The sequence below is a fragment of the Plastoroseomonas arctica genome (assembly GCF_018128965.1).
Taxonomy (GTDB): domain Bacteria; phylum Pseudomonadota; class Alphaproteobacteria; order Acetobacterales; family Acetobacteraceae; genus Plastoroseomonas; species Plastoroseomonas arctica.
On the sequence record NZ_JAAEDH010000012.1, the window covers coordinates 1 to 23465 of the forward strand.

The 23465-nt window shown below is 69.9% G+C and carries 23 protein-coding genes and 2 other RNA genes; 6 read left to right on the forward strand and 19 right to left on the reverse strand.

What is annotated here, in order from left to right; genetic code table 11:
* From ftsL to GXW79_RS11520, 8 genes are all read right to left on the reverse strand, one after another.
* Nucleotides 1-427, reverse strand: a 427-nt coding sequence (gene ftsL / locus GXW79_RS11485) for a cell division protein FtsL (RefSeq protein ID WP_456315832.1), incomplete at its 3' end; no start/stop codon positions are given.
* Entirely contained in the window at nt 412-1356 is a 945-nt protein-coding gene (gene rsmH, locus GXW79_RS11490; RefSeq protein ID WP_211874536.1) for a 16S rRNA (cytosine(1402)-N(4))-methyltransferase RsmH, read from the reverse strand. The genes rsmH and ftsL, both read right to left, overlap by 16 nt.
* A complete protein-coding gene (locus tag GXW79_RS11495) occupies nt 1353-1808 on the reverse strand; it encodes a division/cell wall cluster transcriptional repressor MraZ (RefSeq protein ID WP_211874537.1) in 456 nt (151 codons plus the stop codon). The genes rsmH and GXW79_RS11495 overlap by 4 nt, the downstream gene beginning before the upstream one ends.
* Before the next feature lie 402 nt (nt 1809-2210).
* An RNA gene (rnpB, locus tag GXW79_RS11500) (RNase P RNA component class A) lies at nt 2211-2613 on the reverse strand.
* 379 nt (nt 2614-2992) lie between these two features.
* Entirely contained in the window at nt 2993-3592 is a 600-nt protein-coding gene (locus GXW79_RS11505; protein WP_211874538.1) for a hypothetical protein, read from the reverse strand.
* A complete protein-coding gene (locus GXW79_RS11510; RefSeq protein WP_211874539.1) occupies nt 3589-3948 on the reverse strand; it encodes a DUF4087 domain-containing protein in 360 nt (119 codons plus the stop codon). The genes GXW79_RS11505 and GXW79_RS11510 overlap by 4 nt, the downstream gene beginning before the upstream one ends.
* Before the next feature lie 109 nt (nt 3949-4057).
* Nucleotides 4058-4726: an N-acetylmuramoyl-L-alanine amidase gene (locus GXW79_RS11515; protein ID WP_211874540.1), complete on the reverse strand. Its 669-nt coding sequence runs from the start codon at nt 4724-4726 to the stop codon at nt 4058-4060.
* 331 nt (nt 4727-5057) lie between these two features.
* Nucleotides 5058-5813, reverse strand: coding sequence for a TerB family tellurite resistance protein (locus tag GXW79_RS11520; protein ID WP_211874541.1), 756 nt, complete (start codon nt 5811-5813; stop codon nt 5058-5060).
* A gap of 156 nt (nt 5814-5969) precedes the next feature.
* Here GXW79_RS11520 and GXW79_RS11525 point away from each other — a divergent pair, with 156 nt between their 5' ends.
* From GXW79_RS11525 to GXW79_RS11535, 3 genes are all read left to right on the forward strand, one after another.
* A complete protein-coding gene (locus GXW79_RS11525) occupies nt 5970-9581 on the forward strand; it encodes a hydantoinase B/oxoprolinase family protein (protein ID WP_211874542.1) in 3612 nt (1203 codons plus the stop codon).
* 28 nt (nt 9582-9609) lie between these two features.
* Nucleotides 9610-12447, forward strand: a complete 2838-nt coding sequence (locus tag GXW79_RS11530) for an AsmA family protein (RefSeq protein ID WP_211874543.1) — start codon at nt 9610-9612, stop codon at nt 12445-12447.
* A 261-nt stretch (nt 12448-12708) separates the two neighbouring features.
* A complete protein-coding gene (locus GXW79_RS11535; protein ID WP_211874544.1) occupies nt 12709-13974 on the forward strand; it encodes a Hint domain-containing protein in 1266 nt (421 codons plus the stop codon).
* Here the strand turns inward: GXW79_RS11535 and GXW79_RS11540 are convergent.
* The 10 genes from GXW79_RS11540 to ssrA form a co-directional block, all read right to left on the reverse strand.
* Entirely contained in the window at nt 13921-14148 is a 228-nt protein-coding gene (locus GXW79_RS11540; protein ID WP_211874545.1) for a ribbon-helix-helix domain-containing protein, read from the reverse strand. The genes GXW79_RS11535 and GXW79_RS11540 overlap by 54 nt on opposite strands.
* On the reverse strand, nt 14145-15551 hold the full coding sequence (locus GXW79_RS11545) for a class II fumarate hydratase (RefSeq protein ID WP_211874546.1): 1407 nt from the start codon (nt 15549-15551) through the stop codon (nt 14145-14147). The genes GXW79_RS11540 and GXW79_RS11545 overlap by 4 nt, the downstream gene beginning before the upstream one ends.
* 276 nt (nt 15552-15827) lie before the next feature.
* The gene (locus GXW79_RS11550) at nt 15828-16226 is read right to left on the reverse strand and encodes a VOC family protein (protein WP_211874647.1); all 399 of its coding nucleotides are present in this window, start codon (nt 16224-16226) and stop codon (nt 15828-15830) included.
* Nucleotides 16227-16335: 109 nt separating this feature from the next.
* Complete coding sequence (locus GXW79_RS11555) at nt 16336-16653, reverse strand: YXWGXW repeat-containing protein (RefSeq protein WP_211874547.1); 318 nt, start codon at nt 16651-16653, stop codon at nt 16336-16338.
* A 47-nt stretch (nt 16654-16700) separates the two neighbouring features.
* Nucleotides 16701-17081 carry a RidA family protein gene (locus GXW79_RS11560; RefSeq protein ID WP_211874548.1) on the reverse strand — a complete coding sequence of 127 codons (381 nt, stop codon included), beginning with the start codon at nt 17079-17081 and terminating at the stop codon, nt 16701-16703.
* Complete coding sequence (locus tag GXW79_RS11565; RefSeq protein WP_211874549.1) at nt 17078-17317, reverse strand: DUF1272 domain-containing protein; 240 nt, start codon at nt 17315-17317, stop codon at nt 17078-17080. The genes GXW79_RS11560 and GXW79_RS11565 overlap by 4 nt, the downstream gene beginning before the upstream one ends.
* A gap of 13 nt (nt 17318-17330) precedes the next feature.
* Nucleotides 17331-17810, reverse strand: a complete 480-nt coding sequence (locus GXW79_RS11570; protein ID WP_211874550.1) for an anthrone oxygenase family protein — start codon at nt 17808-17810, stop codon at nt 17331-17333.
* A 14-nt stretch (nt 17811-17824) separates the two neighbouring features.
* The gene (locus GXW79_RS11575; RefSeq protein WP_281414720.1) at nt 17825-19486 is read right to left on the reverse strand and encodes a fumarate hydratase; all 1662 of its coding nucleotides are present in this window, start codon (nt 19484-19486) and stop codon (nt 17825-17827) included.
* 31 nt (nt 19487-19517) lie between these two features.
* A complete protein-coding gene (locus GXW79_RS11580; protein ID WP_211874551.1) occupies nt 19518-20015 on the reverse strand; it encodes an SspB family protein in 498 nt (165 codons plus the stop codon).
* A gap of 65 nt (nt 20016-20080) precedes the next feature.
* Nucleotides 20081-20406: a transfer-messenger RNA gene (gene ssrA / locus GXW79_RS11585) on the reverse strand.
* A gap of 49 nt (nt 20407-20455) precedes the next feature.
* On the opposite strand from ssrA, the gene thyX reads away from it, so the two are divergent.
* The 3 genes from thyX to GXW79_RS11600 are packed head-to-tail and all read left to right on the forward strand — an operon-like array spanning nt 20456 to nt 22317.
* Nucleotides 20456-21394 carry an FAD-dependent thymidylate synthase gene (thyX, locus tag GXW79_RS11590; RefSeq protein WP_211874552.1) on the forward strand — a complete coding sequence of 313 codons (939 nt, stop codon included), beginning with the start codon at nt 20456-20458 and terminating at the stop codon, nt 21392-21394.
* Nucleotides 21395-21447: 53 nt separating this feature from the next.
* The gene (locus tag GXW79_RS11595; protein ID WP_211874553.1) at nt 21448-21591 is read left to right on the forward strand and encodes a hypothetical protein; all 144 of its coding nucleotides are present in this window, start codon (nt 21448-21450) and stop codon (nt 21589-21591) included.
* 51 nt (nt 21592-21642) lie between these two features.
* On the forward strand, nt 21643-22317 hold the full coding sequence (locus tag GXW79_RS11600) for an extensin-like domain-containing protein (RefSeq protein WP_367614888.1): 675 nt from the start codon (nt 21643-21645) through the stop codon (nt 22315-22317).
* Here GXW79_RS11600 and GXW79_RS11605 read toward each other — a convergent pair.
* A complete protein-coding gene (locus GXW79_RS11605; protein ID WP_211874554.1) occupies nt 22314-23420 on the reverse strand; it encodes an Mrp/NBP35 family ATP-binding protein in 1107 nt (368 codons plus the stop codon). The two genes, GXW79_RS11600 and GXW79_RS11605, sit on opposite strands and share 4 nt — an antisense overlap.
* Nucleotides 23421-23465 lie beyond the last annotated feature (45 nt).

Genomic DNA, 23465 nt, shown 5'->3' on the forward strand with positions numbered 1-23465 from the left:
GCGGCGCGGGGGGCTCGGGCTCGGGCCGCACGGCAGCGGCCGGCGGCGGGGTGCTGGCGGCGGCCAGGGCGACGGGGGCGGTCTCGGAGGGCTGGCGTGACAGCGGCACCGCAAACAGCGAGGGCGCGCCGGCGAAGGCCTGGGGCGCGTTGACGCGGCGCGGCAGGTCGGCGAAGCGGACGAACTGGGTGGGCGTCATCGGTTCCAGCACCAGGTGGCGGGCGACGACCTGGCGAAGGCGGTCCGGCTCGTTCAGCAGCGCCCATTCGGCGCGCAGCACCTGGGCGCGCTCCAGCGCCGCCTCGGTCTGCCGGCGCACGTCGCGCAGCTCGCGTTCGAGCTGCGCGACCGACTGCTTCACCTGGTACAGGTAGTACCCGGCGCCCGCGGCGACGAACATGCACAGGAAGGTCAGCGGTCGGAACATGGCAGTCGCTCCATCGCGCGCAGGCGGGCACTGCGCGCGCGCGGGTTCATCGCCAATTCGGCGGCGCCGGGCCGCACGGCCCGGGAGGTCAGCAGCGAGAATTCCGGCTTCGGCGGCGCCAGCAAGGCGGCCGGGTCGTGTCGGGAGGGAAGGCCCTCGCGCCCGGTGCGGGCGGCGAAGAAGCGCTTCACGATGCGGTCCTCGAGCGAGTGGAAGCTCACCACGACCAGGCGGCCGCCGGGCGACAGCAGGGCGGCCGCGGCGGCGAGCCCCTGTTCGATTTCCGGCAATTCCTCGTTCACGGCCATGCGCAGTGCCTGAAAGCTTCGCGTCGCCGAATCGAGGCCCGACGGATCGCGCGGTATGGAGCTTCGCACAATCGACGCCAAGCGCCCTGTTGTCGTGATGGGCGCGACGGATCTTTCGCGCAGGATGGCCCGCGCGATCTTGCGCGCATGCCGCTCCTCGCCGAGCTCGGAGAGGATCTTCGCCAGCGACTCCGCGTCGAGGCCATTGACCAGCTCGGCGGCCGACGGCCCGTCGCGGCCCATGCGCATGTCGAGCGGCCCCTCGGCGCGGAAGGAGAAGCCGCGCTCGCCCTCGTCGAGCTGGAAGGAGGAGACGCCGAGGTCCATCACCACGCCGTCGAGCGTCGTGACGCCGCGTTCGGCGAGCGCCTCGAGCATGGCGCCGAAGCGGGTCTCGACCAGGTGCAGCCGGCCGGGGAAGCGGGCGGCGAGCGCGGCGCCGCGGGCGATCGCCGCCGGGTCGCGGTCGAGCGCCCAGAGCGTGCAGGGGACGGCCTCGAGGATCGCGGACGCATAGCCGCCGCCGCCGAAGGTGGCGTCGAGATAGGTGCCCTCGGCGCGCGGCGCGAGTGCGGCCACGGCTTCGTCCAGCAGCACCGGGATGTGGCCGCGCGCGCTCATGGGCGGGGCCCGCGCGGCAGGCTGGGACGCTGGGCACGCAGCAGGGCGAGCGCCTCGATCTTGCGGCGCTCGAGCCGGACGGGCTCCCAGATCTGGAATTTCTCGCCCAGGCCCACGAACACCAGCGCTTCCTCGATATGGGCATGCGTCTGCAGCTTGGGCGCGAGCGAGAAGCGCCCCTCGGCGTCGTAGGTCAGCGCCGAGGTGTCGCCGAGCAAGGCGAGGGAGAGCAGCTCCTGCTCCTCGGAATAGGCGTCGAGTGCGGCGAGGCTCGCATCGACCTGTTCCAGGGCAGGTTCGGAAAACCCCTCGATGCAGTCAAGAAGGTGGTGCGGGCGCAGGTAGAAGCTGCGATTCTCGAAGCGCTCCAGGGCCGTGCGAAAGCTTGCCGGGAACGAGACCCGGCCCTTCTTGTCGAGCCTGGCGCTGTGGCTGTCGAGAAACAAGCGCATGAAGCTGAAACGCTGCCCCCCGAACCAGCCGGCCCGCCCGGTTCCCGCGCGGCGGATGCTCCGCTGTACGACCCGGCGGTGCAGCGGCCGACGGAATCCCCCGATTCCGCCGGCTCGCCCGACCATCCCGCCTCTCGATCCCTCGCCCCCCCGAGCTGCGGACCGTCAACGGGATGACATGGGATAGCATGGGAAAATCCGGGAAATCAAGCGTGATTGTCGGTTGGGAAGAAAAGCGATTCGGCCGAGGTGCAAAGCTTTCCAAGGTCTTAACCGGCGCTGCGAGTCTCCGCCGCGTCACGAAGCCGTGCCAACAGCCGTGAGAACTAGCGTTGACTGAATAGACCCTATTTGTTCTTTGAGGGTAAGGTTATCCACAGGGTGTGGATCCCGTGGATAAGTGGTGCCAGATGGCCTGTAAGCCGGGTTCTGTCCCTGCCCGAAGACAGGGGACGACCATTCCTCTGGAGCCTGCGTCACCGCAGGCTTCGCGCGGCCAACCCGAGGGACAGGGCGGAAACGCCCCAGCACCTACGCCTTGCGGCGCTGCGCCGGCCCCTCCTATTCGGCCTTGCTCCCGGTGGGGTTTACCCTGCCGCCCCCGTTGCCGGGGGCGCGGTGCGCTCTTGCCGCACCGTTTCACCCTTGCCTGATGGCCTTGCGGCGACCCGGCGGTTTGTTTTCTGTGGCACTGTCCCTGGGGTCGCCCCCGCCGGTCATTGACCGGCACCGTGTTTCCGTGGAGCCCGGACTTTCCTCCGGCGACGCGATCTCTCGCCCCGCCCGCGGCCGTCCAGCCATCTGGCACCGCGCCGGGTGTGCACTTGGCGGGGGGCGGGGTCAATGTCTAGGTGAGGCTTTTTGGGCATCGGCGCGGCGCTTTTTTGTGCCCTCAGGCGCCGGGCGCCGCCTCCGGCGGCTTGGCTCGCCGGACGACCGGCGTTCGGCCATTCTGCCTCGCGGTCCGCTGCGCGGCCCGATGTGGTGCTTTCAGGCGCCGGGCGCCGCCTCCGGCGGCTTGGCTCGCCGGACGACCGGCGTCGGCCATTCGGCATCGCGGTCCGCTGCGCGGCCCGATGTGGTGCCCTCAGGCGCCGGGCGCCGCCTTCGGCGGGTTGGTTCGCCGTGCGACCGGCGTTCGGCCATTCGGTTTCGCGGTCCGTTGTGCGGCCCCAAGAGTGCGTTCAGGTGCTTGGGTGCTCCACGAGGATGCCGCGGCCGGCGAAGAAGCGGGCGAAATCGGCGAGAGGGACGCGGGCATCGGCCTGCGTCTCCGCGCAGCCGCCCGAGGGGTTGTGCAGCAGCAGCGCGCCATCCGAGACGCCGTGCACCAGCACCAGGTGCCCGCCCTTACCGGGCGCGGGCGCCTCGGGCGTCCGGATCGCGGGATGGACGGAGGCGATGAACACCCCCTCATCCAGCAGCGCCGGGATCGCCGCCGCCTCGAGATCCAAGACGATGCGCGACGCGAGGCCATGCACCTCGGAAAGCCACGTTACGGCCGGTGCATAGACCAGGCCGCGGATGGCGCCGTCCTCGGCCTCGACATAGCCACCACGCGCCCGAAGCGCCCGCATCACCTCAAACGCCGAGGCCTCCACGCCGCGCGCGGCCAGCGCCATGCGCAGACACGCGACGCCGCAGAGGTGATCGGCCCAACGTGCATATTCGCGTGCCGTCGCCGCCCCGGAATTCGCCCATAGCGGATCCTCAGCCGCGTCGCCACCGGCGAGAAACCCGCCGATCAGCGCCGGGCTCTCCCACTGCGCGCGATACGGGATCACGGCCGCGGCAGCGCACTGTCCTGCCGGCACCGCGCCAGCGGCAGCTGTTCGACCGCCAGGATGCGCGTGACCAGCATCGACTTGCGGTCGACATCGACGGCGATGCAGGCACACCCATAGCCATAATAGCCATTGGTCCGCACCCAGTCCCGGGTGGTAAAATCGGGCATCAGATTCATCCCGCGTGCCTCGTGCCCGCCCTGGGCCATCATCGTCCAGGTTCCGTCGCGATCGACCAGCCAGTGATTGCCCGGCGTCGGATTTTGATACCAGCCGCAGCGCCGCTCCGAAGCTTGCGCGACACCCAGCGAGAGCACGAACGCGATGGCCACGCCGAAACAGAGCCGAAGGGGCATGCTTGATCTCCTCACCACCTTGGGGTAATATTCCTAGATCAAAGAGGGGCCTGCGTGGCTGGCTCGCCAACCGGTAAGTTCTTCCGAAAGTAAGGTAAACGCGAAACATTCATTGGCCGATCAGCCGCTTGACCTCCGCCATCAATGTAAGGGATTCGGGATCCCTTACCCCGGTCACCGCCTCCGGCCGATACCGTCGCTGAAACGCCGTCACCGCAGCGGTCAAATCCGCGACGTCGTACCCGATCGCACTCAACAACGCCGCGGCATCGCCATCGTCGCCCACCCCATCCCCTGCCGGAAACACCCCCACCCCCTCCGCCGCAAACTCCGCCCACGGAAACAACTCCCCCGGATCCTGCTTCCGCGTCGGCGCGATATCGGAATGCCCCACTACATTCGCCGCCCCAATCCCGTGTCGCCCGATCACCTCCAGGCACAACTCCAGCACCGCCGCCAACTGCAAAACCGGAAACGCGCGGTACCCCCACTCATGCCCCGGATTGACGATCTCGATCCCCACCGAACTGTCGTTCAGCCCCGTCTCGCCCCGCCAATACGACACCCCCGCATGCCACGCCCGACGCCCCTCCGGCACCAGCCGAAACACACACCCATCCTCCTCCACCACATAATGCGAAGACACCCGCGCGACCGGATCACACAAGCGCGCCAACGCCTCCGCCCCCGTCCGCATCCCCGTGTAATGCAACACCAAATGCCTCACCGATCCCACCCGAGCATCATGGTTCGGCGACACCACCTCCCGGACAAACATCAGACGCGGACGAGACTGGGAGGGAGGGAGAAAGCAAGGCGAGGGGCGCTGCCCCTGGACCCCGCGAGGATCGTGTCGATCCTCGCCCTCCCTTTGTGGGTACTAGTTCTGGGAGCGGTGTGCTTGCTGAAAGGGCCGGGCTGGGGAGGGGGCGCATCGCGCGGACTCCCTCGATCAAGCGAGCTCCACGCGCCCCCTCCCCAACCCGGTTCGCCTCCGGCGAGGCTCAACCCCTTCCCAAGACCCAGGACCACAAACGCGGATCGAGCGGCCACAGGCTCCTCGCGGGGGTCCAGGGGGCAGCGCCCCCTGGCCTCGCTTCCTTCCCCTCTCACAGTTTCCGTTCGCGTTTGATCTTGTCCCAGGCGGCGTTGATGTCGGCGACCTTGTCGGTGGCGCGTTTGATGAATTCGCTGGGGACGCCTTTGGCGGCGAGGCCGTCGGGGTGGTTTTCGCGCATCAGTTTTTTCCAGGCTGCGCGGACTTCCTCGTCCTGGGCGCCGGCGTGGATGCCCAGGACCGCGTAGGGGTCGGGGCCGCGGTCCTGGCCGCGGGGGGCAGCACCTTTGGCGCGTTCCCAGGCGGCGGCGTCGAGGCCGAAATGCGCGTGGACTTTGCGCAGGTAGGCGCCTTCGGAGGTGTTCACGGGGCCGTCGGCGCGCGCGATCTGGACCAGGGCGGCGAGCACGTCTTCGAGCATGGCGCGGTTGTCGGTGAAGGCGGCGCCGAGTTTCTGCGCGAAGGGTTCGTAGTCATCGGCGCTGTCGCGCGCCGCGTCGAACAGGCGTCCGACTTCGGCGAGGTTTTCGGGCGGGACGTGGAAGCTGCGTTTGAAGGCGTCGATTTCGGCGCGTTTGACGGTCCCGTCCACCTTCGCGAGTTTGGCGGAGAGGACCACGACCGAGACCGCGAACAGGCTTTCGCGCCCGCCGATCAGTCCGGCGATGTCGGCGGCGGAGGCGGTGACGCGGGCGGGACCGAGGCCGCCATCGGCCGCGTGCCCCATCGCCGCGCCGACCAGGGCGCCGAGAGGGCCGCCCATGGCGAAGCCGGCGGCGCCGCCGAGAATTTTGCCCCAGAAGCTCAAGGTTCTTCGATGCTCCGCAGAAGTGTCGTGTCTAGCACGTGGCGTGGACGGCCGGCCAACCGGACGATGGCGCGCTGTGGCTCTCGGTCGCGCCCGATGGCGCGCCTTTGCTGATTGTCGTAAGGCGTCAGGGACTTGCTCTTCGGGAGTGGATGGATGGCGGGCTGGCAGTTCTGGGTCGATCGTGGCGGCACTTTCACCGATATTGTTGCCCGCGCCCCGGATGGAAGCCTGACCACCCGCAAGTTGCTGTCAGAAAATCCTGGCCGGTATCGCGATGCGGCGGTGGCCGGGATCCGTGCCGAGCTCGGGCTTGCGGAGGGCGCGAGCATCCCCGCCGGCCTGGTCGAGGCGGTGAAGATGGGCACCACGGTCGCGACCAATGCGCTGCTGGAGCGCAAGGGCGAGCGGGTGCTGCTGCTGGTCAATCGTGGTTTTGGGGACATGCTGCGCATCGGAAACCAGGCGCGGCCGCGGCTGTTCGACCTCGACGTGAAGCTGCCGGAGCTGCTGCATGAGCGGGTCGCCGAGATCGGCGGTCGCGTCGCGGTGGATGGCGAGGAACTGGAGCCGCTGGACGAGGCGGGCGCCCGGGCCGCGCTGGAGGCGGCGTTTGCGGAAGGCCTTCGCGCCGTCGCGATCGTGCTGATGCACGCCTGGGCGCATCCGGCGCATGAGGTCCGGCTCGGCGAGCTGGCGCGCGAGGCGGGCATTACGCAGGTGTCGCTGAGCCATGCGGCGAGCCCCTTGCCGCGCATCGTGCCGCGCGGGGATACGGCGGTGGTGGACGCCTATCTCTCGCCGATCCTGCGCCGTTATGTGGGCCAGGTGTCCGAGGAGCTCGGCCCCGACACGCGGCTGTATTTCATGCAGTCCAATGGTGGGTTGGCCGAGGCCGGCAGCTTCCAGGGCAAGGATGCGATTCTGTCGGGTCCTGCGGGCGGCATCGTGGGGGCCGCGCGCACCGCGGCGATGGCCGGGATCGAGCGCATCATCGGTTTCGACATGGGCGGCACCAGCACCGATGTGGCGCTCTATGCCGGCGAATTCGAGCGCGCCTTCGAGACGATGGTGGCCGGCGTGCGGATGCGCGCGCCGATGATGGCGATCAACACGGTGGCGGCCGGGGGCGGGTCGATCCTGGCCTTCGACGGCGCGCGATTCCGCGTGGGGCCCGAGAGTGCCGGCGCGGTGCCTGGCCCCGCCTGCTACCGGCGCGGCGGGCCGCTGACGGTGACGGATGCCAATGTGATGGTGGGCAAGATCCAGCCCGCGCATTTCCCGGCGATCTTTGGCGCCAATGGCGACGAGCCGCTGGATGCCGGCGTGGTGCGGGCGAAATTCGCGGCCCTCGCGACGGAGATCGGCACCGCGACCGGCACCGCGCCGGACCCGAGGGCGGTGGCGGAGGGGTTCCTGCGCGTCGCGGTGGCGAACATGGCCAATGCGATCAAGCAGGTCTCGATCCAGAAGGGCCACGACGCGACGCGCTTCGCGCTGCAATGTTTTGGCGGCGCCGGCGGCCAGCACGCCTGCCTGGTGGCCGATGCGCTGGGCATGGAGACGGTGTTCCTCCACCCCTTCGCCGGCGTGCTCTCCGCCTATGGCATGGGGCTCGCCGACCAGAGCGTGATCCGCGAGGCCGCGGTGGAGGCGCCGCTGGATGCGGCCACCATGCCGGCGTTGGAAGCGACCCTGGCCACTCTCGAAGCCGAAGGCCGCGACGCCTTGCTCGCGCAGGGGGCGGACCCCGCGCGCTTCGCGGCGGCGCTGCGCCTGCACCTGCGTTACGCCGGCACCGACAGCTTCCTGCCGGTGCAATTCGGCGCGCATGAGGCGGTACTGGAAGCCTTCACCGCCGCGCATCGCCAGCGCTTCGGCTTCGCCACGCCCGAACGCGGCGTCATGGTCGAAGCCTGCGTCGCCGAGGTCACCGCCGCGGGCGAAAAGGTCGAGGAAGCGGCGCTGGCAGAGCGCGCCGTCGGCGAGGCGCCGGAAGCGATCGACCAGGTCGCGCTTTATTCCGATGGCGCCGAGCACAGCGTGCCGGTCTTTGATCGCGCTGCGCTGTGCGCGGCCGACCGCATCGCCGGCCCCGCGCTGATCCGCGAGGCGACGGCCACCACCGTCATCGAGCCCGGCTGGGCGGCGGAGGTGACGGCGCTCAACCACCTGATCCTCCGCCGCGTCGAGCAGCGCGAAGCCGCGCGCATCACCGACACCGGCCGCCCCGACCCGGTGGTGCTGGAGCTGTTCAACAACCTGTTCATGAACATCGCCGAGCAGACCGGCGCGGTGCTGCAGAACACTTCGCTGTCCGTAAACATCAAGGAACGGCTGGACTTCTCCTGCGCTCTGTTCGACGCCACCGGCGCGCTGATCGCCAACGCCCCGCATGTGCCGGTGCATCTGGGCGCGATGGGCGAGAGCGTGCGCACCGTGATCCGCTCGCGCGGCGCGACGCTGCGGCCTGGCGACGTCGTGGCGCTGAACAACCCATACAATGGCGGCACGCATCTGCCCGACGTCACCGTCATCACCCCCGTCTTCGACGCGGCGGGGAGTGAGATCCTGTTCTTCGTTGGCTCGCGCGGCCACCACGCGGATATCGGTGGCCTGACGCCTGGCTCGACGCCGCCCGACAGTTGCACGCTGGAGGATGAGGGCGTTGTTATCGATGACTTCCTTCTCGTCGAGCAGGGCCGCTTCCGTGAGGCGGAGTTCCGCGCGCTGATGGCTGCCGCGCGCTACCCGGCGCGAAGCCCCGACGTGAATGTCGCCGACATCACCGCGCAGATCGCGGCCAATGAGAAGGGCGTGCAGGAGCTGGGCCGCGCCATCGCGGAATGGGGGCTGGAGACGGTGCGCGCATACATGCGCCACGTCATGGACAATGCCGAGGCGAGCGTGCGCCGCGTTCTCGAACGCCTGCCCGATGGCCAGTTCTCGACCACCATTGACGACGGCACGCCGCTCGTCGTTGCCGTGCGCGTGGACCGCGAGAACCGCCGCGCGGTGATCGATTTCACCGGCACCGGCCCCCAGCGCCCGAACAATTTCAACGCCCCCGCCGCAGTCTGCCGCGCCGTGGTACTCTACTGCTTCCGCTGCCTCGTCGGCGAGGACATCCCGCTCAATGATGGCTGCCTGAAACCGCTCGAGATCATCACGCCCGAGGGCTGCTTCCTCAATCCCCGCGCCGGCGGCCCCGGCGGTGGTGCCGCCGTCGTCGCCGGCAACACCGAGGTCAGCCAGATGACGGCCAATGCGCTGCTCGCCGCCCTCGGCGCCTGTTCCTCGGCGCAGGCCACGATGAACAACCTGCTCTTCGGCGACGCGACCTACCAGTATTACGAGACGATCTGCGGCGGCACCGGCGCCGGCCCGGGCTTCCACGGCGCCGGCCCCGTGCAGACGCACATGACCAACACCCGCATGACCGACCCCGAGATCCTGGAACTGCGCTACCCGGTGCGGCTGGAGGCCTTCGCCATCCGCCGCGGCTCGGGCGGTACAGGGGAATGGCATGGCGGCGACGGCGCGTTACGGCGCATCCGCTTCCTCCGCCCGATGCAGGCGGTGATCGTGGCGTCGCGCCGCACCGTGGCGCCGCACGGGCTGCATGGCGGCGGCGATGGCGCGCCCGGCCGGCAATGGGTCGAGCGGCTCGATGGCTCCATCGAATGGCTCGCCGGCAGCGCGAGCGCGACCCTGGCCGCGGGCGAGGTGCTCGGCATCGAAACCCCCGGTGGCGGCGGCTGGGGTTGATGCACGCGGCCGCATGCGAGGGTCCTTCATGACCCGTCGCCGCGCCGCGTTCCTGGTCGGCATCCTCGCCATCCTGGCGCTGTGGCTGGCACCACGCGCCATCAACTGGGAAGGGCAGCGCGAACGCATTGCCGCGCTGGCGACCCGCGAACTCGGCCGCCCGGTCGCGATTTCCGGACCGCTGCGCCTCACCTTGCTACCGCAGCCCATGATCGAGGCGAGCGACGTCGTCGTCGGCGGCGCGCCGGATGATATCGGCGTCGCGGCCCGCGCCCTGCGCGTGACGCTGGCGCTGCCCGCCCTGCTGATCGGCCGGCTGGACCCGCGCGAGGTGGTGCTCGTCGGCGCCGAGATCCGCCTGCCCTGGCCGCCCGGCAATGCGCCGGCGCTGCGGCCTCCCCCCTGGCTCACCACCTTCGATGCGCGCATCGAGGAGAGCCGCGTGCTGATGGGCGAGGTGGCGTTGGAGGATGTCGCCGCGCGCGTCACCTCCGGCGGCTCGCTCGACGCGGTGCGCGCCACCGGCGCCTTTGCCTGGCGCGGCCAGGCGATGAATTTCGCGGCCGCCATTGGTCGCCCCGGCTATGACGGCATCGCCACCTTCGAGCTGAGCGTCGCGGCCGATGGCGCGCGCGCCCAGGTGCGCGGCGTGCTGGTGGAGGATGGCGGCTTCGACGGCCGCATCGAGGCTTCCGGGCCCGACCTCTCCCTTGTGCTGCCGGCGCCGCCCATCGCCTTTCGCGCCGCGGGCAAGCTGCAGGTCTCGGCCGAGCTGCTCGCCGCCGACGACATCGCGATCGACCTCGCGGGCGTCCCGGCAAGGGGGGCTCTTGCGCTGCGGCTGGTGCCGAGTCCACGCCTCGACATCGCGCTCAGCAGCGCCCGGCTTGATCTCGATGCCTGGGCCGCGGCCCTGCGCGCGGCGCCGCCGCCGGTGCTGCCCACCGCGCTCGACCTCGCGGCCGAGGTCGCAAGCTTTCGTGGCGTGCCGCTGCGGCGCCTGCGTGGCGGCGTTTTCCGCGAAGGCGAGCGGGTGACGCTGTCCGACGTCGCCGCCATCCTTCCCGGCGAGATGGCGGTCGATATCGCCGGCGCCTCCGCCGGCCAGCGGCTGGAATTGTCGCTGCGCTTTGCCGGACCCGATCTGCGCACCGCGCTGACCGCGCTTGGCCTGCCGCTGCCGGGCACGCGCCCGGACCGCCAGCGCGCTGTCGAAGGACGCGCGCGACTGGTGCTGGAGGAGGCGCAGTTCGCAATGCCGGAAATGAATGCCCTGGTGGATGGCGCGCGCCTGACCGGCGGCGGCGTGTGGCGCTATGGCGCGCGGCCCTCGGTCGGCATCGGCATCGCGGTCGATCGGCTGGATCTCGACACGCTGCTGCCGGACGCGGCGGATTGGCAGGTGGCAGGGCAGCGGCTGGGCGGCATCGACGGCAACCTCCGCATCGCGGCCGAGGTCGTGGCACTCCGTGGCCAAGCCCTGGAACGCGTCACGCTCGATGCCGGCTTCGAAGCGGGGCGGATTGCGGTACGCCGGCTCTCGGCGCGCGCGGCGGGGGCTGACTTGGCCGTCTCCGGCAGCGTGGCGCTCGGCGCAGTGCCGCGCTTTGCCGACCTGTCCATCGAGGCAACGGCGTCGACAGCGGGTGGGCTACTCGCCCTGCTGCCGGCGACGTGGCAACCAGGCGCCGCCTTTGCCGAACAGCCTCTCGCCCTCCGCTTCAACGGCGCCGGCCCCGCCGATGCGCTGGCGCTGCGCATCGAGGGCGACCTCGCCGAGCTGCGCGTGGAGGCGCAGGTGACGCTCGACCTGGCGCAGGCCCGCGGCCAGGGCGCGCTCACGCTGCGCCACCCCGGCGCGCCGCGGCTGCTCGCTTCCCTCTGGCCCGGGCAGGAGCTCGGCTGGATCGGCGAGGGTTCGCTGTCGGTGATCGCCGGCTTCCTGGTCGGCCCGGCGGGCGCCTCATCGGAGAATTTCGAACTCGTCGCCGGGCAGATCCGCACGCGCGGCACGCTCACGCTTGGCCTCGACGGGCCGCGCCCGGTACTCGCCGGGCGCATCGCCGCCGAGCGCCTGATGCTGCCCGAACCGCCCTGGCGGGGGCGCGAGCCGCTGAGCCTCGACCTGCTCGGCCGATTCGACGCCGAGATCGCGCTCACCGCGCAACGGCTCGAGGTGCCGGATCTGCCGGTGATGGAAGATCTGCGGGTCGGCTTGCGGCTCGCCGGCGGCGAGTTTCGCGCGAGCGGCATCGAGGCACGGATGGCCGGTGGCGCGCTCGCTGGCGAATGGAGCCTGACGCTGGCGCCAGCCGAGGCGCCACGGCTGCGCGCCTCGCTTCGCCTGACCGATGCCGCGTTGACCGGTGCGCTGCTCGGCCTGCCGATCGACGTCACGTCCGGGACGATCAGCGAGGCGGCGCTCGCGCTGGAAGCGATCGGCCACAGCCCGGATGCGCTGGCGGCGGGCCTCGCGGGCCGCGTTCGCATCGGCATCCGTGACGGCGCGCTTCGCGGCATCGATCTCGCGGCGCTGCAAGCCGCCTTCGACCTGCCCGAGCCGGAGGCCGCGCTGCGCCAGTCCCTGCTCTCCGGCAATACCGGCTTCGATCGGCTGGACGTCGTGGCCGAACTCGCCGGTGGCATCGCCCATATCGAACAGGCTGCGATCGCCGCGGGCAATGCCGGGCTCGCCACCGCCGCGGGCCAAGTGGACGTCGCGCGCGGCACGCTCGACGTGGCGATCACGGCGCGACCGGGTGCTGCGGAGGCGCCGGAGGTCGCGCTGCGGGTGCAGGGGCTGGTCGCGGACCCGCGCCGGACGCTGGAACTGTCCGATTGGTTGCGCTGGCGCGCCGCGCGCTAGATCGTTTCGCTTCGCTTGCGCTGCCTTGCGCGCGCGACACGGTCGGATGAATTCGGCACCCGGTGCGGATCGGCGATTGTCGCGCCGGGCCCGACGTTGTTAAATCCCTTCGCCTACTCTCAGGGAAACCGGGAGGGCGATGCTTGAGCGCGCCGATAGGCCGCCTCTGGTCGCCATCCGGTTCGCATTCGCTGGGGAGGGGTTGCATCGCCAGATCAGGGTCGTGCAACGCTTGGCGGCGTTTCGTCGGAGTGCCGAACCATGTTGCCTGTCGGCGACGCGCCGATGCTGTGCTTTACGCCCGAGACCCGTATCGCGACCCCTCGCGGCGAGGTGCGGATGCGCGACCTGCGCGTGGGTCACCTCGTGCTGTGCCAGGGCATCGGCGGCGCGGTGCAGCCGATCAAATGGATCGGCAAGGTCCAGGCGGAAATCGCGCGGCACCCGCGCCCGGAACGGGTGCGCCCAATCCTCATCAAGGCCGGCGCGCTCGAGGATGGCGTGCCGTCGCGCGACCTCCGCGTCTCCCCCGATCACGCGATCCTGCGCGGCATCGTGTTGGTGCCGGCGCGGCTGCTGCTGAACGGCGTGACCATCCTGCAGGAGCAGGACTGGCCCCAGATCACCTATTACCACCTCGAATTGCCGCGTCATTCCGTGGTGATCGCCGATGGCGCGCCGGCGGAATCCTGGCTCGATGACGGCCGGCGGTCGCAGTTCAGCAACAGCGGCGTCACCGTGCGTTTCGTCGATTTCGAGGGGGCCTGCGCCTCGCGCGGGCTGACTTGCTTCCCGGTGCTGCGCGACGAGCGCAGCACCGCGCCGCTGCGGGCGAGCCTTGCCGCCCGCGCCCGCGATCTCGGGTTCCAGGAGGTCGATGAACCCGATATGCGCCTGCGCGTGGGCGAGAGCGTGTTCAAGAGCCAGCTCGCGGGGCCTGGCCGCTACGTCTTCCGGCTGAACGCGGAAGCCGCGACCACCGCGCAGCGCCTCGGCCTCTCGCTCACCTCGCGCGTCTCCACCGAAACGGCCGCGGTCGGGCGCCAGCTGGGTGCCGCAATCTCCGGCCTGATGCTGCGGGCCGGCCATGCCTCGGTTAGCATCGGCGCCGGCGACCCTCGGCTGCGCTCGATCCGCGGACTCGGCGCCCCCGAGGCGCCGCCGCCCGGCGTGCGGGGCGGGCTGCGCCGCTGGATCGAGGGCATCGTCCGCCTGCCGCCGACTCTGCTCGCGGGCCTGCCGCGATTGTTCTCGGCGCAGGGCAACGTGCCGGTCCTGGAGATCGAGGTGTTCCTCGCCGAGCAGGATCCGTTCTGGCTGCCCGCCGAAGCCGGTCCGCCGGCGGCCCCGAAGAAGCGCCGGACTCGCAACACCAAGCTGGCAGCCGCAGCCGCACCGATGGCGCCGCCGATCATGCTGCGCGCCGGGGCGCTCGACCCAGACGACAATCCCTTCAACGTCGTCACGCTGCCCTCAGCGACGGGCATCGCCCTCGCCGAGCGCGAAGACGCGGAGCGCGCTGGCTAGCGGCGCGCCGCCCTCCGCGCGCGCGGCATCCACCTGCCCGATCAGCCCCGTCAGGCTCACGCCGCGATGCTGCGCGATCCGCTCCAGCGCCGTCCAGAAGGCCGGTTCCAGCGCGATTGAGGTGCGGTGGCCCGCCAGGCTGACGCTGCGCTTGGCCAGATGCGGCCCGCTCATCCCGCCTGGTCCCCGCCGGGCGCAAGCATGGCCTCGGGCCGCACCCACTGGTCGAAGGCCTCGCCGCTCAGCGTGCCCAGGCGCACCGCCGCCTCGCGCAAGGTGATGTCCTCGGCGAGTGCGAGCTTGCCGATCGCGACGGCCTTGTCGTAGCCGATATGCGGGTTGAGCGCGGTCACCAGCATCAGCGACTTCGCGACGTTCTCCGCGATGCGGCGCCGGTTCGGCTCCAGCTTGGCCACCATGTGCTCGGCGAAGCTCTCCGCCGCATCGGCGATCAGCCGCGCCGATTGCAGCACCGCCTGGATGATGACGGGCTTGAACACGTTGAGCTGCAGATGGCCCTGCGCACCGGCGATGGTGACGGTGACGTGGTTGCCCATCACCTGGGCGCAGACCATGCTCAACGCCTCCGACTGGGTCGGGTTGGTCTTGCCGGGCATGATGCTCGAAGACAGGCCATCGGCCGGGATCACCAGCTCCGCAATGCCGGCGCGCGGACCCGAGCCCAGCAGCCGCACGTCATTGGCAATCTTGTTGAGCGAAACGGCCACGGTGTTCATCGCACCCGAGAGCTCGACCAGCGCATCATGCGCGGCCATGCCCTCGAAGGGATTCTCACTGGCGCGGAACGGCAGGCCAGTGCGGCCGGCGATGATCTCGGCGAAGACGCGCGCGAAATCGGGGTGGCTGTTCAGCCCGGTGCCGGCGGCCGTGCCGCCCTGGGCCAGCGGCATGAGCCGCGCCATCGCCTCGCGCAGGCGCTCGGCGCCGAGCCGCGCCTGCAATGCCCAGGTGCGGGCTTCCTGGGCGAGGGTCATGGGCACCGCGTCCATCATGTGGGTGCGCGCGATCTTGATGATCTCCGCCCAGTCTTCGGCGCGGGCCTCGAGCCGGGCGGCGAGTGTGAGCAGCGCCGGGATGGTGCGCTCGCTGACCAGCATCGCGGCCGCCATGTGCATCATGGTGGGGAAGTTGTCATTCGAGGACTGGCCTCGATTGACGTGATCATTGGGGTGCACCGGCTTGCGGGTGCCCAGGGGCTCGCCGAGGATCTGGTTGGCGCGATTCGATATCACTTCGTTGGCGCACATGTTGGTCTGGGTGCCGCTGCCGGTCTGCCAGACGACGAGGGGGAATTCCTCGTCGCGTTCGCCGGCGATGATCTCTTCGGCCGCCTGCGCGATGGCATCGGCAACGGTCCCGGAGATTTCACCCAGGCGTCGATTGGCCTCCGCGGCCGCCCATTTATGCAGGCCGACGGCGCGAATTAGCACCGGTGGGAAGCGCTCCGTCCCGATGTTGAACAGGCGCCGGGCGCGTTCCGTCTGCGGTCCCCAAAGCCTTTCGGCCGGGATCTCGATGCTGCCGAGGCTATCTGTTTCAAGCCGTGTGAGGGTCATCGGTACACCTTCATGCCGGCCGTGAATCGCAGCGATGCCGGTCGAACGTCCCGCCATGCACGATGCGGGGCCGACAGTGACATGGCCTAGGCGCCGGAGAAGATCGAGGGCGTCAGGGCGGTCTATGCCGCGAAATTGCTTGCTTCCGGCATCAAGGAATCGGGGGGCCTGCTCGCCCGTCCGAGCAAGCCGCCCATCGGGCGCCGACGCGCGCCGAGGTCGAGGCGTGGATCGATCACGCGCTCGATCGTCGAACCATTCGCCGCAAGGGCGGCGTCAATCCTGGTAGCTGGAGATCTCGATGAGGTTCCCGTCGGGGTCGCGGCAATAGACCGAACGGATCGGTCCCAGCGCGCCATCCTTGAGCTCCGGGCCGGAGGCGATGGTGACGCCGCACCGTGTCAGATGATCGGCGACCTCTTCGGCCGCCACGGTCACGATGAAGCACAGGTCCTGGCTTCCCGGCGCCGGGGCGACGCCCGACCACCATTCCTCCTGGCTCATGCTCGCCGGACGGAGGTTGATCTTCTGCCCACCGAAGGAGAGAGCGGTGCGGTTATGCGGCCCGAATGCCACCACATCCATGCCCAACACCCGCTGATACCACGATGCCATGACACCCACGTCGCGGCAGGTGATCACCAGGTGGTCGAGCCGATCGACTGCGAAGCGCATGCGGACCCCTATTTTCGCGGACAGCACCCCATAGCCGTGCCCCGCGACCGTGTCACGCATGCTCACCCCAGGCGGAGATCCCGCCTGGTTCGCGCGCGGGATGGTGCGCTCAGCGACGCCAGGCGCCCGGCGAGTAGCGCCAGCGCTCCCCTTCCTGCTGCCAGGCCGGGCCTTCGTAGCGATAGCCGCGGCGCTCGGGAACGTGCCGCGCGCGGACCCAGTCATGGCGGTTGTTGCGCCACTGCCAATGGCCGGGCACCGCGACGTAACCGCGGCGCGGCGGCAGTTCGCGCGTGTCGCGCGGCGGCGGCGGTGCGCGATCGACGAAGACCGGTCCGCGCTGGGCCTGGGCGTCCTGCGCCAGGGCAAGGGAGCCAGCGATCGTCCCTCCGGCGAGTGCGAAGAACAGCGAGCGACGTTCGAGCATAGCATTGGTCCCTTTCCGGGATTGGAAAGGATAACAAGCGAAACGGTTCAGGGTTTCCGCGCGGTGACCTCGATCTCGATGCGCATGGCATCGGTCTGCAGCCCGGCATGGATCAGCGTCGAGGCCGGCTTCGCCTTGCCGAGGAAGCGCTTGACCACCGGCCAGCACGGCTCCCAGTCGGCGCGGTTCGGCACGATGAACAGGACGCGCACGACGTCATCGAGGCTTGCGCCGGCCTGGGCCAGCGCCGCGGCGATGTTCTCGAAGCATTGCGTGGCCTGGCCCACGACGTCATCGACGATGGTCATCTTCGCATAGTCATAGCCGGTGGTGCCGGAGACCCAGATGTCCTGACCGATGACGACGGCGCGGGAGTAGCCGATTTCCTCCTCGAAGCGGGAGCCCGAGGAGATGAGGGTTCGCGTCATGCGCAGCGCTCCGGACGGTGTTTGCGTTGAGTGGATGCGGGGTTGGTCAGCAGCTTGCCCGGCGGCCGGATCGGGCGCGAGACGAGGTTGCCGCCGCAGTTCGGGCAGGCATTGCCGAGGCGGGTCTCGGCGCATTCGCTGCACCAGGTGCATTCGAAGCTGCAGATGAGGGCGAGGGGGCTGTCGGGCGGCAGGTCCCGGTCGCAGCATTCGCAGTTGGGGCGGAGTTCCAGCATCGGTGGTCTCCGGTCAGGGCGCAGGCAGCGCCAGGTGCAGGGCCGCGACCAGCAAGGCTGCGGCGAGGAGCAAGGCGATGCTACGCAGGTGGTTCCACGCGGTCCAGCGCGGCGCGTAGGCGCGCCAGAGATCGGTGGCCGCCCCGGTGCCGCGCTCGAGCGCCGTGTTCAGCGGAAGATGCACCGTCATGGTCACCGCGATCGCGCCCAGAGCATGGATGACGCTGGCCGCGCAAGCGCACGAGGCGGCGTCACTGCGCCCCTCACGCCAGGCCGCGAGGGCGCCGAGCAGCGCAAATATCGAGGGCCCGAAGAACACGAAGGCGAAGAGTGGCGTCATGATGCGCGAGTTGATCGCGCGCATCACCGCCACTGCTGTTTCGGGTGTCCCCGCCGCGAAGCCCCGCATCACCGGTCCGGAGAAGGCATAGTAGAGGCCAGCCGAGAGGATGGCCGCGATCAGCGCGATCCCGATGAGGACCAGCGTCAGCATCGCGGCCTCTCTGGCTACTCCAGCCCCTCGTAGAAATCATTGCCCTTGTCGTCGACGACGATGAAGGCGGGGAAATCCTTCACCTCGATCCGCCACACCGCCTCCATGCCGAGCTCGGGATATTCCAGCACCTCGACCTTGGTGATGCAGTCCTGCGCGAGCCGCGCGGCCGGCCCGCCGACGGAGCCGAGATAGAAGCCGCCATGCGTCTTGCAGCTCTCCCGCACGGCGCGCGAGCGGTTGCCCTTGGCGAGCATGATCAGCGATCCGCCGGCCGCCTGGAAGGTCGGCACGTAGCTGTCCATCCGTCCGGCCGTGGTGGGCCCGAAGCTTCCCGTGGCCATCCCCGTCGGCGTCTTCGCGGGGCCGGCGTAATAGACCGGATGGTCCTTGATGTAGTCGGGCAGACCAAGCCCCGCATCGAGGCGTTCCTGCAGCTTCGCGTGCGCGATGTCGCGCGCCACCACGATGGTGCCGGTCAGCGACACGCGCGTCTTGACCGGCAGCGCCGAAAGGGTTGCGCGGATCTCGGCCATGGGCCGCGCAAGGTCGATGGCCACGACTTCGCCGCCCAGTATGTCCTCGGTGTGCTCGGGCAAATACTGAGCCGGGTCGTGTTCCAGCTGTTCGAGGAAGACGCCCTCGGCGGTAATCTTCGCCTTCACCTGGCGGTCGGCCGAGCAGGAGACGCCGATGCCGATCGGCAGCGATGCGCCGTGCCGCGGCAGCCGCACCACGCGCACGTCATGGCAGAAATACTTGCCGCCGAACTGCGCGCCGATGCCGAGATTCTGCGTGAGCTTGTGCACCTCCGCTTCCAGCGCGCGGTCGCGGAAGGCGTGGCCGGACAGGTTGCCGCTCTCCGGCAGCGCGTCGAGCCATTTGGTGGATGCGAGCTTCACCGTCTTGGCCGTCGTCTCCGCGCTGGTGCCGCCGATGACGATCGCCAGGTGATAGGGCGGGCAGGCGGAGGTACCCAGCGTCTTCACCTTCTCCTCGATGAAGGCGAGCAGCTTGGGCTTGTTCAGCACCGCGCGGGTCTGCTGGAACAGGAAGGTCTTGTTGGCCGAGCCGCCGCCCTTGAGCACGAACATCAGGTGCAGCTCGTCGGCATGGTGCTCGCCGGGATTCGCATAGATGTCGAACTGGACGGGGAGGTTGTTGCCGGTGTTCACCTCCTCGAACATCGAGAGCGGGGCCATCTGCGAATATCGCAGGTTGGTCTCGGTGTAGGTGCGGTGGACGCCGTAGCTCAGCGCCTCCTCCTCGTCGCCCTCGACCCAAACGCGCTGGCCCTTCTTGCCGAATACGATCGCCGTGCCGGTGTCCTGGCACATCGGCAGCACGCCGCCGGCGGCGATGTTCGCGTTCTTGAGCAAGTCGAGCGCGACGAAGCGATCATTCGCGCTGGCTTCGGGATCATCGAGGATCCTGGCGAGTTGCTGGAGATGCGCGGGGCGGAGAAGATGGCTTACCTCCCGGCACGCGGCGAAGGCGAGCTGCTCGAGCGCAGCGGGCGTCACCTTCAGGACGCGCTTGCCCTCGACCTCGATGGTGGAGACGCCGCCGATGTCCAGCTTGCGATACGGCGTCGTGTCCTCGCCCAGCGGAAACATCGGGCTATAGCGGAAGCCCGCCGGGCGGGGCGCTGCGGCGGTGTCGAGCGGCGGTGTCATGGCACTATCCTGCGGCGAAGCCGGTCTCGGCTCAGCCCTCCTTGGCGGGGCGGCGACGGAACGCGTCGAGGCTGACGACCTGCGCGGGCGGCGTCTCCTCGGCGACATCGGGGAATTGCGGCATCTCGGGTGCGGCCGGCACCTGCTCGACGGCGGACTGGAAGCGCAACCCGTAGCGGATCTGCGGATCGGCGAAGGCGGTCAGCGCGGCCAGCGGAATGCTCAGGGCCGAGGCGACGCCGCCGAACGACAACCCGACCGAGAAGCGCTGCGCCGCCCGGTCCACGATCAGATCCCAGAAGCGGTGCTGCAAGACGATGGTCATCTCCTGCGGATAGCGCGCGCGCAGGTGACCCGGCATCTCGACGCCGGGGAAATCGGTGCGGAAGGTGATATAGAAATGATGCTCGCCGGGCAGGCCATGCGCCGCCGCGTGCTCCAGCGCGCGCACCACCACCTCGCGCAGGGCCTCTTCGGTCCAGCGGTCGTACGGCAACAGGCTTTCGGGCGTCGGTGCGTCGTCGGTCATGGGAACCCCTGAACCTCAGGAAGTCAGTGTAGGGCGGAAGCCTTAACCAGAAAAGACCGAAGCAAAGTGGGGGGCTTCTGTTGCCCGGTGCCCCCCGAACCGCGCTTACCTATCTCTAGGCAGCGAGCGCCACGTTCTCACGAACGTTATCGTTGGCACTTGTGATTTAGCCCGATGACGGCGGTACAATGCCGGGCAAAAGCAGCGTCTTTACCGCGCGCGTCGAAGCTATTTCGTCCCCCCTGGCCGCCCCCGATAAAGGGTCTGGTCAATTTGGTGGAGACGCCGAGTACTGCCCCCGGGTCCGCAACGCTTATTCCACGCAACGTTTATCGCCATAGCCGCAAGCGGCAGGAGCGATATAGGGCATCGCCGCGCGGATTGCGAGGGCGCTGGGCCAGGGCTATGCCGGACCTCCACCACCCCCCGGAGTCGTCCGCATGGCATTGAGCAGCGAGCAGCAGGCCGAGATCGACCTCTCGCGCGCAGCACCCACGCCGACGCTGCGCCCCACGGTGCCGGCGCTGGAGGCCATGCTGTTCCAGGCGATGCCCGTGCTCGACCACGGTTTTGTTCGCGTCGTCGACTACATGGGTGATGACGCCGCCGTAGTGCAGGCCGCCCGCGTCTCCTATGGCCGCGGGACCCGCGCGGCCAACGAGGATCGCGGGCTGATCCGCTACCTGATGCGGCATCGGCACTCCACGCCCTTCGAGATGTGCGAGATCAAGTACCACGTGAAGCTGCCGATCTTCGTCGCGCGGCAATGGATCCGCCACCGCACCGCCAACGTGAACGAGTACTCGGCCCGCTACTCCATCCTGGACCGGGAATTCTACATCCCCGCGCCGGAGGCGCTGGCCGCGCAGTCGGACGACAACCGCCAGGGCCGCGGCGCGGTGCTGGAAGGCGAGGAGGCGACGCGCGTGCTCGCCCTGCTGCGCGAGGACGCCAGCCGCAATTACGACCACTACGCCTGGATGCTCAATGCTGACGATGCCGGCCGCGTGCTGGACCCCGGCCGCCAGGGCCTGGCGCGCGAACTGGCGCGGATGAACCTGACACTCAACGCCTATACGCAGTGGTATTGGAAGACGGACCTGCACAATCTGCTGGGCTTCCTGAGCCTGCGCGCCGATGCCCATGCGCAGCACGAAATCCGCGTCTATGCGGACGCCATGCTCGACACCGTGCGCGCCTGGGTCCCGCATTGCTTCGAGGCGTTTTCCGACTACCGGATGGGTGCGGTCTCGCTCTCAGCGCAGATGCTGGACATCGTGAAGCGGCTGCTCGCCGGCGACCCGGTCGAACAGCCCGGCAGCGGCCTGTCCAAGCGCGAATGGCGCGAGCTGATGGCGATGCTGGGGCGCGACGCCTGAGCGGCAAGCGCGCCCCCGCACGCCGCGCGAAGGCGCCGGCGCGCATCCGTGGCGTGCGCTGGTGGGCGGTCGCCGCCATCGCCGCGACGGTGCTGATCGGGCTGCCGCTGGCGCATGCCTTCATCGGCGAATTGGGCGCGGTGCTGCTCGGCACCTTCATCGGTGGCTTCGCGCTCGGCCGTGCGACGGCGCGCTGACGCCACGGCCTCGTGACGCGGCACGCGGGTGACACGCCCCATATCCGACGCGTGGCCAGGGTCCTGCTCATTGCTGTGGCATTTCTCGGTGCGGTGGCGCTGCTCGCGCGGTTCCTGCCGCCCGCCTGGCATCCGCGCACGCCGGTCGACCTGACGGCGGCGCCGAACTGGCTGGCCGCGAGCAAGCTCGCCTGGATGCGCCAGGATCCGGAGGCGTGCTTCGCCGCTTTCGCGGCATCCGCCATTCCCGTCACGCGGGTGCCGGATCGCCCCTCCACGACTGGGTGCGAGACGGAGAACGCGGTGCGCCTGCCCAGCGTGCTGCGCACCATCCCGGCATCACCGACGCTCAGCTGCCCGATGGCCGCCGCCTGGACGATGTTCGAGCGCCATGGCCTGCAGGCGGCGGCGCGCACGCATCTGGGGCAGGAGGTGGCGGGCATCCGCCATCTCGGCACGCAATCCTGCCGCAACATCGGCGGCGGCACGGTGCGCAGCCAGCACGCGACCGCGAACGCCATCGACATCGCCGGCTTCATCTTGCGCGACGGGAGGGAGGTGCGCGTGGCGCCGGACTGGCCAGGGAGTGGCCGCGACGCCGCCTTTCTCCGGGCGGTGCGCGACGCCGCCTGCCGCTGGTTCCGCGTGGTGCTCAGCCCGGACTACGACGCGGCGCACCGCGACCATTTCCACCTGGACATGGGACCCTGGAGCAGCTGCCGCTAGTCGATGACGATGCGCGGTCCCGCCGGTGCCGCCGCGCCCTCCAGCTTCGCCCAGAGCCGCGCCGCGATGGCGCGGTAGGTGGCGGCCGCGTCGCTCTCCGGCCGGGCGGCGACGATCGGCGTCCCGGCATCGGCGAGTTCGCGGATCTCGAGCGTGAGTGGCAATTCGCCGAGGAACTCGGTGCCCAGCCGCACGGCCTCGCTGCGCGCCCCGCCATGGGAGAAGATCTCCGAGCGGTGGTTGCAGTTCGGGCAACAGAAATAGCTCATGTTCTCGATCAGGCCGAGCACCGGGACACTGACCTTCTCGAACATTCGCACGCCGCGCCTGGCGTCGATCAGCGCCACGTCCTGCGGCGTGGAGACGATCACCGCACCGGCCAGCGGTACGCGCTGGCTCATCGTCAACTGGGCGTCGCCGGTGCCTGGCGGCATGTCGACCACGAGGATGTCGAGCGGCCCCCAGGCGACCTGGCCCAGCATCTGCTCCAGCGCGCCCATCACCATCGGGCCGCGCCATATCATCGGCGTTTCCTCCTCGACCAGGAAGCCGATCGACATCGCCTTGAGGCCCCAACGCGAGAGCGGGATCAGGCGGTTGCCCTCGCTGCGCGGCTTCTCGCGCGTGCCCAGCATCTGCGGCAGGGAGGGGCCGTAGATGTCGGCGTCGAGCAGCCCGACCTTCAGCCCCTGCGCGGCCATCGCAACGGCGATGTTCACCGCCGTGGTCGACTTGCCGACGCCGCCCTTGCCCGAGGCGATGGCGATGATGAAACGCGTCTCCGGCATCAGCATCGGCCCCTGGCCGGCCGGCGCGTGCGGCGCGCGCTTCGGCGCGGCGGCCGGCGCCGCGTCGCGATGGGCCGTGAGGATCACCGTCGCCGAGAGCACGCCCGGCACCGAAGCGGCGGCGCGCTCCGCCGCGGCGCGCACCGGCTCCATCGCCGCGGCGCGCGCGCGCGGCACTTCCAGCGTTACCTGCACCATGCCCTCGCGCGCCAGCACGCCTTGCACGAAACCGCCCGCGACGATGTCCTGGCCGGTCTCGGCATCCCGCACGCTTGCCAGGGCGGCCCGCACCCGCGCTTCCAGAGTTTCGCCCATCGCTTGAAAAATCCCCGATCCCGGACAATATCCCGAAGAACGGGC